Source organism: Enhydrobacter aerosaccus (assembly GCF_900167455.1).
GTDB classification, from domain to species: Bacteria; Pseudomonadota; Alphaproteobacteria; order Reyranellales; family Reyranellaceae; genus Reyranella; species Reyranella aerosaccus.
Map to the genome: position 1 here is coordinate 172,874 of NZ_FUWJ01000008.1, position 16,684 is coordinate 189,557.

Genomic DNA, 16,684 nt, shown 5'->3' on the forward strand with positions numbered 1-16,684 from the left:
TGCATATGTGTCTCAAATTGGACAGCGCAATTCGCCTCTTTGATCAATAGACGCAGAACCGATGCGGAGAAGGTCGGGCAGCGGGCAAGGATGCTTGTAACCATGCGGGGCAGGGTTGTTCATCCTGAAGTCAACGTCGCTCGTCAATCTGTTGAAGGGGCAACGCGTGCAGAGCGTCCAGCAAAGGTGTGTCAAGAACATCGAGTAATATTGGGAAGCAGCGGTGAAGAGTGAATATCCGCCGGCCCGCAATAAGGCGATGCGCCGTGGCTTGATGCTTCTGGCGGTAGCCGTTTTTGGAGGTGCAGCTCCCGCTGCTGCACAGCCCGCAGATTCCCATTCCGAGCATCATCCCGGTCAGACGCCGTCCGCTCCGTCTGCCGGCCAACCGGCACCATCATCCGCCGGCGGCATGGAGATGATGGGCTCGATGATGGGCGGCCCACCCAGAAAGCAGCTCTATCCCCAGCTGATGGAGTTGCCGGTCATGACCCCGGAAGCCCGTCTCAAGATTGAGACGGACGCGCGAGCCCGAATTGTCACCGGCAACGCGGCACTCGTACAGGGGCAGGACGATTATCACCGCGCTGCGATGAATAATGACGCGGCCGCAATGTCAGCCGCCTTGTCTCGCCAGCGTGCTGCGTTGGCAGAGATCGAGAGCGGCACATCAGCGTTGCGTGCGCTCGCAGAGGGGAGTCCGCCCCACGAGATTGCCTTGAGCTGGTTCCGTGACCAGATGAATCTCGCTCGGCCGACCTCGCCAGTACAAGAAGAGGTTGGACCGCTCAACCTATCTTGGTTCCACATCGTCTCCATGACGGTGGTACTGCTGTTCGCGCTGACGATGCTTGTCGTCGGTGTTGGGCGTCGACATCGCTCGCTTGCCTTGGTCAATCGTTTGACTCGACCAGCCGGCCCCCAACCAGCGCAGGGTCGTGCGCCCGTACCGATCTCTGCCTCCCCTACGCCCACGACTCCAGCGGTATCCCCTCCACCACCGCCGTCGACAAAGGTCCAGCAGTCACCTCCGCTACCATCGCCTCCAACGTCTATATCGACATGGTCCGGAACGCTGCGCGTCGCCAGCATTGTTCGTGAGACACCTCTCGTAAAGACCTTCCGGCTGGTTGAGCCAGGAGGTGGCGCTATCCCGTTCTCCTATGCCCCCGGCCAGTTCTTGACTTTCTCAGCGCAGATCGACGGCAGACTGGTGCGCCGATCCTACACGATCGCCTCGCCACCAACACGGACCTCGTACGTGGAGGTCACCGTCAAGCGCGAGGAGGAGGGGGCGTATTCACGCTTCCTGCACGACAGCGTCGTGCCTGGCAGCGTGCTGCAGGTTCGTGGCCCCTCGGGTGTGTTCACCTTCGATGGGGGAAACGCCGAAAGTATCGTCCTGATCGCCGGCGGCGTCGGTATCACGCCCATGATGTGCGTGATCCGCTATCTGACGGACATGAGCTGGCCAGGCGAGATCTTCCTGATCCTTGCTGCACGGAACACCGACGAGCTGATCTTCCGTGAAGAGCTCGAGTACCTGCAGCGCCGTCATCCCAAGCTCCATGTTGTGGCGTCGGTCGGCGCGAGGTCGGAAGGATCAGCATGGATGGGCTTGGAAGGCCAGATAACGAAGGACGCACTCGCCCATGCAGTACCTTCACTAGAAATTCGACGCGTCCACCTGTGCGGTCCACCGCCCATGATGGAGACTATACGGCGCATCCTGAGCGAATTGGGTGTGCCAGCCAACCAGGTCAAGACTGAAGCTTTTGGTCCGGCCACCGGGGCCGTGCCGCCGCCGCGTCCTCTGCCGCCCCCACCGCCACCTTTGATGGTGACGGAGCTTGTCGAGCGGGTCGAGGCTGCCACACCTCCGTTGATGGAACCCATACCGGTGGCGGGTCCGGCGACGGCGACCATCTCCTTCGACCGGTCTCACAAATCAGCGCCTCTCCCGCCCGACAAGACGGTCCTTGAGGTGGCGGAGTCGATCGGCGTGCCGATCGACTACTCCTGCCGCGTAGGGACCTGTGGCCTCTGCAAGACCAAGTTGCTGGCTGGTCAGGTTACTATGGAGGTTCAGGACGCGCTGACGGACGACGATAAGGCGTCCGGGATAATACTCGCCTGCCAAGCCCATTCTCTGGGCGACATCACGGTCGACGCCTGACATGGGCGACAAAGAGCGAGTTGTCGTCCTGGCGCTCGGAACACTGCTGCTCTTCCTTGCGCCTGGCTATCTCTTGCACGTTTCGCCGCGCTTTGCGGGCAGCCTGGCCGGCGGAGTACTGGGGATCATGGCAGCAACTTTCATGCTGCTGGCGCTCGTCTACCCCGCCGTCAAGTACATCGGTTGGCTGAAAGTTCGCGTGACGCGGCATGTTTCGCTGGGCCGCCTTCTTAGCTTCCACATCTACGGCGGGCTTCTAGCATCCCTGATTGCCATCCTGCATTCGGGACACAAATATCAAAGCGGCCTGGGCATCGCGCTGATTGCGGATATTGTGATTGTGATCGGGACGGGCTTTATCGGCCGTTACTATCTTGCACATCTCGGGACGGAAGTACGCCGGCAGCAGGCGCTGCTCGGGACGTTACGCACGGCCTATGATCGCATCGCGCTTCACCTCGGGCGCCAAGCCACTGTCGGCGCAGCCGCACCGGATGTCCCTATCCTGACACTCGTCGATGCGATTGCAGACATCGAATACTCGCTCGGGATGCGCGACACCGCCAAACGTATCGCCGGTCGATGGATTGTCGTCCACATCGTCGCGTCGATTCTAATGTACGGGCTCCTGTTGCTGCATATCGGCGGAGGAATCTATTATGGGCTGCGGTGGCTTCCATGAAATGGAAGGCGCTTATTTACCTGTTGCTTGTAACGGTGACCGTCGCCAGCTCTATCATGGCTGTCGGTACCGTCTATCGTAAGGGATCGGCAAGCTTGCCTCACTGGGCGACATTGGTGAGGCCGGGCGCCCTTTCAACCAAGCACGCCTTTCTCTCCAATCAGTGCGAGGCGTGCCATACGCCGGTCAAGGGCGTGGAAGCCGCAGCCTGCATCTCATGTCATGCGGCCGATGCCACGACGCTCGCCCGCGAATCGACGGCCTTTCACGCGACCATTCAGACCTGTGCGACATGCCACGTCGAGCATTTGGGTGAAGTCCGTCCGACCCGCATGGACCACGATGCTCTGATCGCAATCGGGCGCTCGAGGCTCGTGAACCAACCGTCTCCCTGGTTTGCGTCACTGTCGGGTCACGCGCCCGCTGACTTGGGCACGCTCGATTGCTTCGCCTGTCACAGCAACCGCAGTCCGCACCGCGACCTGTTCGGTAAGGAGTGCGCTGCCTGCCATTCGACGGCGACGTGGAATGTGGCGGGCTTCAAACACCCGTCGCCCAGTTCGACCGAGTGCGCGCAGTGCCATCAAGCCCCGCCCAGCCATTACATGGGTCACTTTGAGATGGTCTCGGAGAAGGTGGCGGGCCAGGAGCATGCCCGGGTCGAGCAATGCTATCTCTGCCATCAAACTGATGCTTGGAACGACATCAGGGGGGTGGGCTGGTACAAACATCACTAAGGGAGTAGACATACAGAAGAAAGAAGAGGGCTCGACACTTTCGCATTATTGCGCTCAAGTGAATACCTCTGGCGATGTCCCAAATTGGACATCAGCGAAGGGTGAACTACCAGTAAAGTTCCTCCCTCATCGCTCTGGCCGTACTTCGTTGGTGGTTTCGGAACCTTGGTCCGCTGTTTAACAATCACGGGCTCCTGCATCCTCACAAGCCCCCGCCTTGCGGCTCATCTGCCATGGTCAATGGCATGACCCCAGCCATTCGCGGATCTACAGCGCGCGCCAGTGCACGCGTTCCTCAGAAGGGGCCACATTCGAAGTGTCCAACGACTTCTGGCGGCGCTGTCTCGCCTCGATCAACACAGAGGGGCCGACGGACAAATGGATCATACAAATAAGCCAGCTTGGTGGCGTCAACCGTTCCCCTGGGTGCTGATCGGCTTCCTCACTGCAGGCGGTTTTCTCCTGTTTACCGAACACCGAGCGCACGTTCTAGGTGTTCTGCCCTTCCTCCTTCTCTTGCTGTGTCCTGTGATGCATCTCTTCATGCATCATGGGCACGGCGGTCGCAGCGGGCAGCGACGCAACGCTGATGATCGGCTTAACGAAACCCATCACGACTGATGACGAAGGCGATCTTGCAAGATCACTCTCCTGCCTATGGGCTCTGGTTTCTGGTCATCGTCAACTCGGTGATCTTCATCGGATTCGCCTTCGCCTTCTTCAAGCCGCATACAGGGCGTGACTGGCGTTCCTTTGGCGCCTTCAGTGCCTTCTTGGTTGCACTGTTCGCCGAAATGTATGGCTTTCCGCTGACGATCTACGTCTTGTCAGGTTGGCTGCAGAGTCGCTTCCCTAATGTTGACTGGTTCTCCCACGACGCCGGTCATCTCCTCGAGATGATATTTGGCTGGCAGGCAAATCCACACGCCGGCCCGTTCCACGTGTTGAGCTTCCTCTTCATCGGTGCGGGCTTCTTGCTGATATCGGTAGGCTGGAAGGCACTCTATCAGGGCCAACGACAGCACCAGCTGGTCACGACTGGCGTTTATGGCTACATGCGTCATCCCCAATACGTCGGCTTCATCCTTGTGATGTTCGGCTTCCTGCTTCAGTGGCCGACCTTGTTGACCCTGACGATGTTCCCCGTGCTCGTCTTCATGTATGTGCGCTTGGCTCGCGTCGAGGAGCGGGATGCCGCCGCTGAATTCGGCAGTCTGTATGAACGCTATCGACACGACGTTGCTGGCTTCGTCCCGCGGCTATCGGGATTCTTTTCCGCACCCTCTCGCCGGGCTGCGAACGATGAAGAATGAGCGAAAACCGGGGTGCCCTGGCAGGAGAGGCATCGGCTTCGCTTGCAGCGTGATGTACTTCGGGGTCTTGGTCATTGCGACTATCGGCCTACCTGGTGCCGCACGGGCCACTGACACGTGCCGCAGTGCACTTGAGGACTTGGTAACGGAGTGGCGATCCATCGCCGTGCCGGGCAAGCCCGAGCCGCCCGACCACGTCCACACAGCGCTCGAGGTCTGGTACATGCGCGGCCAACTACGACTGGCGCTCCGGTTGTGCGAAGAGGACAAAGACCACGAAGCCATGCTGCGAATGGATCTCGTAAGAGCTTGGCTCAGACTTCCAGAAGTGCGCCATCCGGCCGATCACCGTTATCGCTATGACGACGATCTTCGCTGAGTTGGGTTCGCGGGTTGGCGGTTTGTCAGGTGGGTGACGATCGCCGGAAGAGGGGATGCGCTCGCCAACCAAAGCCTGGATCCATTCATCGACAATCATTGATTCGACCTGAAGCCGAGCGATGTCGCGTGCAGCCGTGCTTCCGTGCGGCGTGGTCTTTTGAGGGCAAGATGACATGCGTCGCATGAGCCATTCCGCCTCGGCGTTGGGCAGGTTGGGCCTTACCGTCGTTGCGGCATTGGATGCCCTCTGCTATCCGCTCATTTTGGTGGGTGCGAGCAGTGCTCCTCATTTGACGTTTGCCGCCCTAAGAGCATTGGTTGCTGGCGCAGTATTGGCTGGAGTTGCGATCCGCCTCGGCCGCCCGATACCTCGTGAACCGCGTACTTGGGCATATCTCGCGCTCATCGGCATTGGGACGATAAGCTTTGGCTACCTGGGAATGTTCAGAGGTGCCGAGTTTGTTTCGCCTGGTATGGCAACCACAATTACTCACGTGCAGCCGTTCATTGCCGCGCTACTGGCATATCCGCTCTTGGCGGAGAGGCCGACTTCCCATCAGGTCATCGGTCTCATGCTCGGTTTTGTGGGCGTTCTCGTTGTTGCGATCCCACCTTGGATGGGCGGTCGCTCCAGCGACTTCTCTCTAGGCTTTTTGTACCTCGTGATCGCAGCCATAGGCGTCGCAACCGGCAATGTCCTCACTCGCAAGGTCGCTGGCAACGTTGACCCGATCGTGGCTACGTCTGCACAGTGTCTTTTCGGCTTCTTGCCGTTGAGTGCCACCGCTGTTGTTGTTGAGGACCCGCTGGCCGTTGTGTGGTCCTACAGTTTTGTCGGAAGCCTGCTCGGTCTGGCCTTGGTCGGCACAGCCTTGGCTCGGTGCCTATGGTTCGCACTCCTGAGCCGTGTCCCGCTACATGAAGGCAATGCCTTTACTTTCTTGACGCCGTTCATCGCACTGGGCTACGGCGCATTGTTCTTCGGAGAGGATATTGAAACCTCTACCTTCTTGGGCTTGGGCGTCGCAGCCTTGGGCATTTTGTTCGTGGAATCAGACAGCGCACGTCAAAGGAAGTAACGGACTCAGTGGCCAACACGATCGGTGAGTCGTGAAGGCTACAAGGAGTGGGCCACAAGATGAAGGCGCCAGCCCTTGGCTGGGGTTAAGCAATTGAGCCAAGAGGACACGCCTTGCTGGTCTACCAACTGCTTGTCTCTGTTTGGCTCTTCAATTGCCCGCGGACGTACCTTTGTCCTTCGCCCTAATGAGCGATAGTCTTGTGGCAGTCCTGTAAAAAGGGGGCTTGCCTACTGACCAGACTTGCCGGTAGCTGGTCCACTCGAATGGCTTGGCGTAGCCGGCATGTTGTGCTGCTGCTGTTGAATCTCCTTCGTTTCACCCGGCTTGGGTGACGAGGAGTGGCCGTGCGTTCCGGGTCCGGGTTGCGTTCCGCCCTGTATGTGCTGGCCCTTCGTGGCATCGGTTGATTGCGCCCACGCGACTTGAGTGAACGCCATGAACCCCAACGCACTTGCGGCAGTCGCCAAGGCCAGTTTCCAACGATTCATCATGACAGGTCTCCTTTGATGAAACCTTGGACCAAGTGTGCGGTTCACGCTGTTCAATCTGAGACTCGAATTCAATCGTGCCAATGATCTCGCATCAGCTGTCCGGGGACGACCAGCACAGGAGTAGTTCTTGCATTTATCGCTAATGGGCGACGCAATCGAATCCATCGACATTTCAATCCATTTCGCCCAATCGTCTCAGACGAGAATGCACCTTGATTGTGCCGGGCGGCGTCCGGCCTCCGTATTCGATTAGGTTGAGACGCCTGAACTTGTTCAGGAAGTAGTTCACTCGCGGACGCGTTGAGCCGATGAGATTTGCCAGCATCTCCTGCTTGACGTTCGATGTGATGCCGAAGTCGCGACTCCCGTTGCCGACGTTGGCAAGTTTGAGCAGTACGCGCGCCAAACGCTGTTCGGCCGATCCGACGAGCTGATCAATCAAGGCGGCTTCGGTTTCGAGGCTGTGTGCAACCAGAAATGCCGTAAACGCGCCAGCGAGGTCTGGCCACTCCCGGAGCAAGTTGGGCATCAAGCTCCTATCGATCCTCGCGATTTCAGCGTCTTCAACGACAACGGCTGATGTAGTGCGATACGGCTTGTTCGCGAGGCATTCCTCGCCACAAAAATCACCGGGGCCGAGGATTGCGACGAGACGGTCGTCGCCTTTCTCGGTCGTCACTAACCGGTGCACTTGTCCGTACCCGATGTAAAAGATTGCATCCGCTGGATCCCCCTGGCGGAACAGGGGGCGGCCTGCTGAGTACCTCATATGTGGAAACTGGACGCAAAGCTTTGCTTGCGAACCGTTGACGTACGCCCGCTTGAGAGGGACATCGTCCAAGTGTTCAATCCCGCTCGACGGACCAAGTGTCTGCTCGCCCATTCTCCGAAGAGGGTCCGTGACGGGACAAGGTTTGGTTTCAAGCGCGCGGTGGCGAAGTTGACTGATGGGCGGATTTGGGCAGACGCATGGGAGAGCGTCATGCCTCGATGACAGTGGAGATTTCATAGCTGAGCCATGGTCTAGAAGGGAGAGAAGCGCGAATGATGCGGCGCACGAATCATCCGATCCGTGTCGTCCCTCAAATGGTCGCACGCGAATCACCAACACCGATGGCCTAAGGAGCCACCGAGCTTCTGGCTTGCACTACGACGATTTGACTAGTGAGCGCGCGGAGGTCTCTCTAGCCGACCTTGGCTTCTGCCGCACAGCGACGCCGCTACAGTGACAACTGCGCTGAGTGGCAACTGCGATGTTCGACTGTAGTAGTTTCTGCTACCGATGGCGGCGTGACAAGCGACACCGCAGCAATCGTCGTTGAGATCGACATCCGATGATGTGTCGTTCGAGCGACCAATGTCCCGTGACTGAGCGAATGCCGCGGGCGACAAGGCAGCCGCTGCTCGCTCTCGCGGTCCCACTGCGTGTATGGATCGCGAGGCGTCGCCATAGACGGAATGATCCGGGTGGGCAGGAACTGCTCGCTGCTCATGATGAACAGGCGAGTGAGCCGACGCCGCACCACCAAAGGCGAGTGCGCATATCAAAGCTACGAAGACTATGCCCAAAACGCGCATGCCACATCCGCGTGCTTCAGGGTTGGCCGAACGGCACACAACCGATGGCGCTTCGACTATGCGTCAGAAGCCCGGAACAAGCCAGTATCATCGACTGCTGCATGAAAAGACTACGCTAACCGTAGGCTCTGCCGGCCCGGTTTTCCTTGATCTGGATCAACGACTTGAGGTTGTGGCTGCCTCCAGCTCTCAAATCGCGGCGTCGGGCTTCTGGCCCCGTTGGTATTTGGAAAACCTATCCGGAGCGCTTCCATGGCTATCGTCCTTCGATCTCGACTTCGAGCGAAAAGCTCAAGAAGGTTTGTATTGTGATGATCAACCCCAACACGCCGAGACTGTGAAAGGTCGGTGCCACGGCAACGGTTCCGATGATATCGGCCGCTACGAGGATATCGGCCGCTACGAGGAACTCCAGTCCCAGCAATATGCCGCGGCCGAGATCAGCCCGATAGCTCGGCATCGCGCCATTCCAGCCACTCCTCACCCCCGCCTTGACGAAAACGATAGTCGACGCAACTGCCGCGATGACGATGGCCCCCACGCCCACGACTTCAATGATCGTTGCAATCCAATGCAAGACCTGGACCATTACGGCGCGTGCATCTCCCGTCGACACGACCTCGAATGAATTCATGGCGGCGGGATCTCCTCGCCCTTACAGATGCAGGGTGCGCAACCGAAGCGCATTGCCGATGACACTCACCGAGCTCAGCGCCATGGCTGTTGCCGCGATGATAGGCGACAGCAAGATGCCGAAGATCGGATACAGCACGCCGGCCGCGATCGGCACGCCGGCGGCGTTGTAAACAAAGGCGAAAAACAGGTTCTGCCGGATGTTGCGCATGGTCGCCTGGGACAAGCGCCGCGCCTTGACGATCCCCATGAGATCCCCCTTGAGCAGAGTGACGCCGGCGCTCTCGATCGCGACGTCGGTGCCGGTGCCCATGGCGATGCCGACCTCGGCTGCGGCCAGCGCTGGCGCGTCGTTGACGCCATCGCCCGCCATGGCCACCACGCGGCCCTCGCGGCGCAGTTTCTCGACCACGGCGCTCTTCTGGTCGGGCAGCACCTCGGCTTCGACCTCGGCAATGCCGAGCCGTCGAGCAACGGCCTGCGCGGTGGTAAGGTTGTCGCCGGTCAGCATGACGACGCGGATCTTCTCTCGCGCCAGCGCCGCAAGGGCGGCGGGTGTCGTCTCCTTCACTGGATCGGCAATGGCGAATATCGCAGCCGGACTTCCGTCGACCGCGAGGAAGATGGCAGTGGCGCCCTCCTGGCGCTGCCGCTCGGCCTCGCCCTCGAGCGCGGTCGTGGCGATGCCGAGCTCGCCCAGAAACCGCGCATTGCCGAGCGCCAGGCGGCGGCCCTCCACCGTGCCGACCACGCCCTTGCCGGTGGGCGAATCGAAATCGGCGACGTCGGACAGGGCGAGCTTGCGCTCGGCCGCCGCGGCGACGATCGCCAGCGCCAATGGATGCTCGCTGGCCTTCTCTGCGCTGGCCGCGAGGCGCAGCACATCGGCCTCGGCGAACCCCGCCGCCGGAACGATCGCTACCACCTTGGGCTTGCCCTCGGTCAGCGTGCCGGTCTTGTCGATCACCAGGGTGTCGACCCGCTCCATTCGCTCCAGCGCCTCGGCGTTCTTAATCAGGACGCCGGCCTGAGCGCCGCGCCCGACGCCGACCATAATCGACATCGGCGTCGCGAGACCGAGCGCACAGGGGCAGGCGATGATCAGCACCGTCACCGCCGCCACCAGGCCGAAGGCGAGGCGCGGCTCGGGGCCCCAGATGGCCCAGGCCGCGAAGGCCGCGAGCGCGATGGCGATGACCACGGGCACGAAATAGCCCGAGACCATGTCGGCTAGACGCTGGATCGGGGCGCGCGAGCGCTGCGCCTCGGCCACCATCTGCACGATGCGCGACAGCATGGTATCGCGGCCGACCTTCTCGGCCCGCATCACGAAGCTGCCGGTCGTGTTCAGCGTGCCGGCGATCACCTTGGCGCCGACCTCCTTTGTGACCGGCATGGACTCGCCCGTCACCATCGATTCGTCGAGCGAGGAACGGCCTTCGCTCACCTCGCCGTCGACCGGCACCTTCTCGCCCGGCCGTACACGCAGTCGGTCGCCGACGCCGATGGCGTCGAGGGAAACCTCCTCGTCGGTGCCGTCGGTCTTCAGCCGCTGCGCGGTCTTAGGTGCCAGATCGAGCAGGGCGCGGATCGCGCCTGACGTCTGGTCGCGGGCGCGCAATTCGAGCACCTGGCCGAGTAGCACCAGGACTGTGATGACCGCCGCGGCCTCGAAATACACCGCCACCGTTCCCTCAGCCCCTCGAAAGGCCGGCGGGAAGAGGTCAGGTATGGCAATTGCCACCACGCTATAGGCCCAGGCGACGCCGATGCCCATGGCGATCAGGGTGAACATGTTGAGATTGCGCGTCTTGAGGGACTGCCACGCACGCTCAAAGAACGGCCAGCCGGCCCAAAGGACCACCGGCGTGGCCAACACGAACTGGATCCAGCTTGAGGTTTTGGCGCCCAGAAGCATGTGCAGGTTAGTCAGGTGACCTCCCATTTCCAGGGCCAGCACAGGCAAAGACAGAACAAGCCCGATCCAGAACCGCTTTGTCATGTCCGCGAGTTCGGGATTGGGCGCGGCTTCGCCCGTTATCAGCTCCGGCTCCAGAGCCATGCCGCAAATCGGACAGTTGCCCGGCCCGGCCTGTCGGATTTGGGGATGCATGGGACACGTGTAGATCGTCCCGGCAGGGGTATCCGGCTGCTTGGCCGGGGAGGGCTTCAAGTAACGCTCAGGCTCGGCGATGAACTTCGCCAGGCATTTGGCGCTGCAGAAGTAGTAAGTCTGCGCGCGATGCACCGTTTTGTGCTTCGCGCCCTCGATCTTCACTGCCATCCCACACACCGGGTCGATCGCGGTCGTGGCAGAGCCGTGGGAATGCGTCGCGTGGTCATGACCAGCGTGGCAGCAAGTGTTCTTCATGACTTGCTATCTATACCCTGCGGGGGTATTATTCAAGCCATGGACGATAAGATCAAGAAATCCCAGCTCGCTCGACTTAGCCGAATCGAGGGCCAAGTTCGTGGCGTCGCCCGCATGATCGAAGAAAATCGCTATTGCATTGATGTGCTCACTCAGATCAAGGCGGTGCGAGCGGCGCTAGACAAGGTCGAGCAGGAAACCTTGAGCGACCACCTACACCATTGCGTCGCACACGCTTTTCACGCGGGCTCGGCGCGGGACCGTCAGACCAAGATCGACGAATTGATCGCGGTGCTCGACAATCGAGGGCGTTAGCCGCCCGCGGTCCGGTATCGGCCTCTTTGGCGGGTCGATCTAAGTCACTGACCGGAAATGATCTAAGTCACTGACCGGAAATGAGGCTGAGTAAGTTGCCGCCTCTCTCCCCGACTTCTGCTCATTCTAGCCGCACACCCGAGAGCGGTCGGCCTTGCGTCCTTACGCTCGGGCATTCCGGATTACTATGGATCCGGCGCTTATTCTTGTGCTGGGCCATTCCGATCCTCCCGTGGGTTCGCCTGGCCGTTACCAGTCAGAGCAAATCACATACCCTGCCAGGGTGGGGTGTATGGGCGTCAAGCTCTTGATTCATCGACTCTTTCAACGCTCCGGCATTGATATCGATGCAGTGTAAGGCGAATCTCGGGGCGCCACTGCATTGACAACGATGATCGCTGAAGCCATTTTGATTGCGATGCGAAGAATTGATCCCTTGAGCCACATTGGGCGAGTCGTATTGCTCGCTGTGCTGGGATTCGTCATCGCATCCGGTACGGCCCTAGCTCATGGTGGAACATCTCCCACGTCTGCCGAACGCAGCCATGTGCAGACTTCCACCGGCCGGCACGTAGAGCACGACCAGCCCATCACGACGCCGGCAACGATCGCTTCGCCGCTCGAGCAGGCCACTCATTCGGATGAACCTTGCTCGGATCGGCAGCCACGCGGACATGCTGGCGACGGATGCTGCAATGTGGCCTGCCACGCTGCCCTCGCGACGCCACTGTCGAGCGTGGGCAGCAGTCAGGCTTCGGCCAGCCAGTACGCTGGCAGCTTGTCCGACATGCTTGTCGGGCGATCCAGCGATCGCGCAGAACGACCTCCCAAACAGCAGGACTGATCGGGTTCGCGCGAGAAGCGCGTAAGGCGACGTGCGCATGTGACGTAGCACGTCCTAACGCGAGAATTGCGCAAACTGAGTGATGGCGCCGCCTTACAGCGGCGGCCAGCAGCATCGTTGCATCGATCCTCCGTTGGATGTCGTAGATGAATTTCTCCATGTTTCTTGCGCTCGCTCTCGGGCTTGCAGCCTGCAGTCTGCCGTCTCTGCCGGAGCCGTCTGACTCCGATCCGCACAGTCCCTTCGCGCCCGATGTGCCGATGACCTACCAGCCGGTCATGGGCGGAACCGTCGACTATGCGCCGGTGGCATCACCCAGACCGTGGCGTGAACTGAACGACAGCGTGGCCCCTCGGCCGGGACGGGCGCCATGAAAGCACCCGCGAATCTCGCTGCTGCAGTCCTCGCCAGCCTTCTTGCCGCGGGCTGCGCAAAGTTCACCGGCGACGGCGGCATGGCGCCGGTGACCGAAGGGGTACGTCGCGAGATCGGCAAAGAGGTCGCCAAGCATGCCTCACCAGAGGCTCTTCGGGCCGCCCACGGGCGCGTGCAGGCGATGCTGACAGAGCCGCTCAGCGAGGACACTGCCGTTCAAATCGCCTTGCTGAGCAATCGCGGTTTGCAAGCCTCTTACAACGACCTCGGCATCTCCGAGGCCGACTACGTGCAGGCTACACTGCCAGCCAATCCGTCGCTCGTTGTCTCGCGCGCATTCGGCACCGCCGCGTCCGGAACGGGCAGCTTTGTCGGCTTGGGACTCCAGCTCGTCGGCAACCTGCTTTCGCTTGCGACCTTGCCCAGGAAAGCGGAGATCGCGAAGCGCGAGTTCGAAGAGGAGCGGTATCGAGCCATCGCTACCACCTTGACCTTCGCCGTGGACGTGCGTCGCGCCTGGGTTCGAGCCGTGGCCGCTCGACAACGCCTCGCCCTGCTGGAGGACGTCCGGCTGAGTGCCGATGCATCGGCCAGCCTTATGAAGCAGTTGGGTGAGACCGGGGCGGTCAACAAACTCGACCAGGGGCGCGTCGCAGCTTTCTATGCCGACATAAGTGCGCAGGTGGGGCTCGCGCGCTTAACCGCCCAGCGTGAGCGCGAATCCCTCACCCGGCTGCTCGGTCTGTGGGGCTCCGACATCGAATACAAGTTGCCAGCAACCCTACCGAAGTTGCCCGTCTCCGCCCGAATGCTGACTGATGTCGAGGTCGAGGCCATGCGACGGCGGACCGACCTGCTGATCCTGCGTTACGAGATAGAAACGCTGGCCAAGTCCGTGGGTTTCGTCAACGCCACTCGCTACGTGTCGTTCTTGGAACTGGGCGGCGTCTACGACAATGAAAGGGAGTCAGGCGAGCAGGCTGACCCGGGCAATGTTACGAACGTGAACCGTGCAGGCCTGAGTCTCGCCATTTCGATCCCGATCTTCGATACCGGCGAGGCCAGATTGGGTGCGGCGCGAGAAACTTATATGCGCGCCGTCAACCGCCTCGCCGAGCGCTCCATCAATGCCCGATCCGAAGCGCGTGCGGCCTATGCGACCTATCGCGGAAGCTACGACATCGCCCGCTACTACCAGACCAAGATCCTGCCTCTGCGGCGCCAGAACTCGGCTGAAGCCCTGCTGCGCTACAACGGCATGCTGATCGACGTCTTGGAACTTCTTATCGAAGAACGAGAGCGCATCTCGGCCAGCCTCGCCGCGCAGGACGCGTTGCGTGACTACCTTCTGGCCGACGCCGACCTGGAAGCGGCATTGATCGTTGGCGGTACGGTGCCGCCGTCAGGCGTGATCAATACCGTGCCGCCGCCGCAAACCTTTCCCTTGGGCATTTGAGTGAAGAGGAGAACAACATGAGTCTCTCCAGACGCGATCTCGTAGGCGCCTCCAGCTTGGCTCTGCTGGGCGCATCCGCCATCAGCGGCCGTGTCCAGGCGCAATCAATTCCCGAAGCGCCCACCACCACGAGCAACACGATGCAGCCGCCGCTCTATCCGACGAGCGGACCAGACTATCAACCCGTCGTTACCTTGAACGGGTGGACGTTGCCCTGGCGGCAGAACGGCGATTGGAAGGAATTCCATCTCGTCGCCGAACCGGTCGAGCGCGAGATGGCGCCCGGCATGATCGCCCGGCTATGGGGCTACAACGGTCAGAGTCCAGGCCCGACCATCGAGGCGGTGGAGGGCGACAAGGTTCGCATTTTTGTAACTAATCGCCTGCCCGAGCACACCACCATCCATTGGCACGGTCAGCTACTTCCCTCCGGCATGGATGGTGTTGGCGGCCTCAATCAGCCGCACATCAAGCCCGGTCAGACCTACGTGTACGAGTATCAGCTCAAGAAAAGCGGCACATTCATGTATCACCCGCATGCCGACGAGATGGTGCAGATGGCTATGGGAATGATGGGCTTCTTCGTCGTCCATCCCCGCGATCCCACATTGCATCGCGTCGACCGGGACTTCGTGTTCTTGCTGAGCTCGTACGACATCGAGCCCGGCTCCTACGTCCCGAAGGTCGCCGAGATGTTGAACTTCAACATGTGGACGTGGAACAGCCGCGTCTTCCCCGGCATCGACCCGTTAGTCATTGCGAAGGACGATCGCGTTCGGGTCCGTGTGGGCAACCTCACCATGACCAATCATCCGATTCACATGCACGGCTATGACTTTGAGGTTACCTGCACCGACGGAGGATGGGTACGACCAGAAGCGCGTTGGCCGGAAGTGACGATCGATATCCCTGTTGGCGCTATGCGCGCCTACGAGTTCGATGCGATCTACCCCGGAGATTGGGCAATCCACTGCCACAAGTCGCATCACACCATGAATGCCATGGGTCACGACCTGCGCACGTTCATTGGCGTCAACAAGCGGGATTTCACCCGCAAGATGAAGCGACTGGTCTCGGACTACATGCCGATGGGCAGTGCCGGCATGGCGGACATGGGCGAGATGGAGATGCCGCTCCCAGAGAACACGCTGCCGATGATGACCGGCTTCGGGCAATTCGGGCCGATTGAGATGGGCGGCATGCTCTCCGTCGTTAAAGTACGCGAGGGGCTCGCCTCCGGAGATTACAAAGATCCTGGTTGGTACCAGAACCCGCCAGGCACTGTGGCTTGGGAGTGGAAGGGGCCGAAGCCTGAAGCAATCCGCGCCGCGACGCCCACGCCGTCTGCGAAGCCGGGCAGCACGCCGGCGCGCGTAGTCAAGCCGTCTCCGCACAACTCCCACAAATAGTTAAGCCCAGGAGGTCATGATGAAAACTCGACAGTTGATCGTTGCGTCAATCGCTACGGTACTAATGGCTGTGCCCGCCGTAGCCAGCCCCGGACATGCACCAGGAGAAGGGCACTCGCACGCTGACGATACAGCGTACGGGAAACCCGGAGATCCTAAGAAGCCCGCGCGCGTGGTCCAAGTCGTCTTCCGCGAGGACGACGGCAGGATGTTGTTCTTGCCCGACCGACTCAAGTTCAAGAAGGGAGAGCAGATCCGCTTTCAGCTCCGCAACAACGGCGCTGTCGACCACGAGTTCGTCGTCGGCACCGTCGAGGAGAACTTAAAGCACATGAAGGACATGGAGAAGAATCCGGACATGGAGCACGACGATCCGAATGCGAAGCGGCTGAAGCCCAAAGCGACCGGCGAAATTCTGTGGCAATTCACCAAAGTCGGCACTTTTGACTTCTCGTGCCTGATCCCCGGCCATCGCCAAGCCGGCATGTTCGGGACAATCGTTGTCGAGTGAGATCAGCTTACCAAAGGAGCATGGCATGTTCAGAATGATAGCCAAAATTGCGCTGGCCGCGATTTTACTCACGAGCCCGGCATGGGCAGACGGCAACATGGTCAAGGCCGAAGTCGTCAAGGTCGACAAGCCCGCGGGAAAAGTCACGCTTAAGCACGGGCCTATCAAGAACCTAGACATGGATGCGATGACCATGGTGTTCCGGGTCGCCGATCCCGCAATGCTCGACAAGCTGAAGGTTGGCCAGCAGATCGAGTTCGAGGCCGACCGCGTCAACGGCGCCATCACCGTCGTCAAGGTCGGTAAGGGGCATTAATTCGGTGGCTCAGT

General features: G+C 60.5%; 16 protein-coding genes. 12 read left to right on the top strand and 4 right to left on the bottom strand.

What is annotated here, in order from left to right; all coding sequences use genetic code 11:
* Positions 1–223: 223 nt before the first annotated feature.
* The 5 genes from B5D62_RS23740 to B5D62_RS23760 all read left to right on the top strand — a co-directional run bounded on the left by B5D62_RS23740 (position 224) and on the right by B5D62_RS23760 (position 4,908).
* The gene (locus B5D62_RS23740; protein WP_218191257.1) at positions 224–2,176 is read left to right on the top strand and encodes a 2Fe-2S iron-sulfur cluster-binding protein; all 1,953 of its coding nucleotides are present in this window, start codon (positions 224–226) and stop codon (positions 2,174–2,176) included.
* Between the two features lies 1 nt (position 2,177).
* On the top strand, positions 2,178–2,858 hold the full coding sequence (locus tag B5D62_RS23745) for an iron reductase (RefSeq protein WP_085936522.1): 681 nt from the start codon (positions 2,178–2,180) through the stop codon (positions 2,856–2,858).
* Entirely contained in the window at positions 2,855–3,595 is a 741-nt protein-coding gene (locus B5D62_RS23750) for a class III cytochrome C family protein (RefSeq protein ID WP_085936523.1), read from the top strand. Before B5D62_RS23745 ends, B5D62_RS23750 begins: the two co-directional genes overlap by 4 nt.
* 378 nt (positions 3,596–3,973) lie before the next feature.
* A complete protein-coding gene (locus B5D62_RS23755; RefSeq protein WP_085936524.1) occupies positions 3,974–4,216 on the top strand; it encodes a DUF2933 domain-containing protein in 243 nt (80 codons plus the stop codon).
* On the top strand, positions 4,216–4,908 hold the full coding sequence (locus B5D62_RS23760; RefSeq protein WP_231714920.1) for a methyltransferase family protein: 693 nt from the start codon (positions 4,216–4,218) through the stop codon (positions 4,906–4,908). Before B5D62_RS23755 ends, B5D62_RS23760 begins: the two co-directional genes overlap by 1 nt.
* Positions 4,909–5,143: 235 nt before the next feature.
* On the opposite strand, the gene B5D62_RS33050 is transcribed toward B5D62_RS23760, so the two are convergent.
* Positions 5,144–5,473: a hypothetical protein gene (locus B5D62_RS33050; protein ID WP_139374051.1), complete on the bottom strand. Its 330-nt coding sequence runs from the start codon at positions 5,471–5,473 to the stop codon at positions 5,144–5,146.
* On the opposite strand from B5D62_RS33050, the gene B5D62_RS23770 reads away from it, so the two are divergent.
* Positions 5,472–6,368 (top strand): DMT family transporter, encoded by an 897-nt coding sequence (locus B5D62_RS23770; protein WP_170921093.1) that lies wholly within the window; start codon positions 5,472–5,474, stop codon positions 6,366–6,368. The genes B5D62_RS33050 and B5D62_RS23770 overlap by 2 nt on opposite strands.
* A 666-nt stretch (positions 6,369–7,034) precedes the next feature.
* On the opposite strand, the gene B5D62_RS23775 is transcribed toward B5D62_RS23770, so the two are convergent.
* From B5D62_RS23775 to B5D62_RS23785, 3 genes are all read right to left on the bottom strand, one after another.
* A complete protein-coding gene (locus tag B5D62_RS23775) occupies positions 7,035–7,871 on the bottom strand; it encodes a Crp/Fnr family transcriptional regulator (RefSeq protein ID WP_085936527.1) in 837 nt (278 codons plus the stop codon).
* A gap of 825 nt (positions 7,872–8,696) precedes the next feature.
* Positions 8,697–9,074 carry a DUF1622 domain-containing protein gene (locus B5D62_RS23780; protein WP_085936528.1) on the bottom strand — a complete coding sequence of 126 codons (378 nt, stop codon included), beginning with the start codon at positions 9,072–9,074 and terminating at the stop codon, positions 8,697–8,699.
* Between the two features lie 21 nt (positions 9,075–9,095).
* Entirely contained in the window at positions 9,096–11,444 is a 2,349-nt protein-coding gene (locus B5D62_RS23785; protein ID WP_085936529.1) for a heavy metal translocating P-type ATPase, read from the bottom strand.
* A gap of 39 nt (positions 11,445–11,483) precedes the next feature.
* On the opposite strand from B5D62_RS23785, the gene B5D62_RS23790 reads away from it, so the two are divergent.
* The 6 genes from B5D62_RS23790 (at position 11,484) to B5D62_RS23810 (ending at position 16,670) form a co-directional block, all read left to right on the top strand.
* Positions 11,484–11,759 carry a metal-sensitive transcriptional regulator gene (locus B5D62_RS23790; protein WP_085936530.1) on the top strand — a complete coding sequence of 92 codons (276 nt, stop codon included), beginning with the start codon at positions 11,484–11,486 and terminating at the stop codon, positions 11,757–11,759.
* 990 nt (positions 11,760–12,749) lie between these two features.
* Positions 12,750–12,977 (top strand): hypothetical protein, encoded by a 228-nt coding sequence (locus tag B5D62_RS33055; protein ID WP_139374052.1) that lies wholly within the window; start codon positions 12,750–12,752, stop codon positions 12,975–12,977.
* Positions 12,974–14,434 carry a TolC family protein gene (locus tag B5D62_RS23795; RefSeq protein ID WP_085936531.1) on the top strand — a complete coding sequence of 487 codons (1,461 nt, stop codon included), beginning with the start codon at positions 12,974–12,976 and terminating at the stop codon, positions 14,432–14,434. The genes B5D62_RS33055 and B5D62_RS23795 overlap by 4 nt, the downstream gene beginning before the upstream one ends.
* A gap of 17 nt (positions 14,435–14,451) precedes the next feature.
* Complete coding sequence (locus B5D62_RS23800) at positions 14,452–15,843, top strand: multicopper oxidase family protein (protein WP_085936532.1); 1,392 nt, start codon at positions 14,452–14,454, stop codon at positions 15,841–15,843.
* 16 nt (positions 15,844–15,859) lie between these two features.
* A complete protein-coding gene (locus B5D62_RS23805) occupies positions 15,860–16,354 on the top strand; it encodes a cupredoxin domain-containing protein (RefSeq protein WP_085936533.1) in 495 nt (164 codons plus the stop codon).
* A gap of 25 nt (positions 16,355–16,379) precedes the next feature.
* Entirely contained in the window at positions 16,380–16,670 is a 291-nt protein-coding gene (locus B5D62_RS23810; protein ID WP_085936534.1) for a copper-binding protein, read from the top strand.
* Positions 16,671–16,684 lie beyond the last annotated feature (14 nt).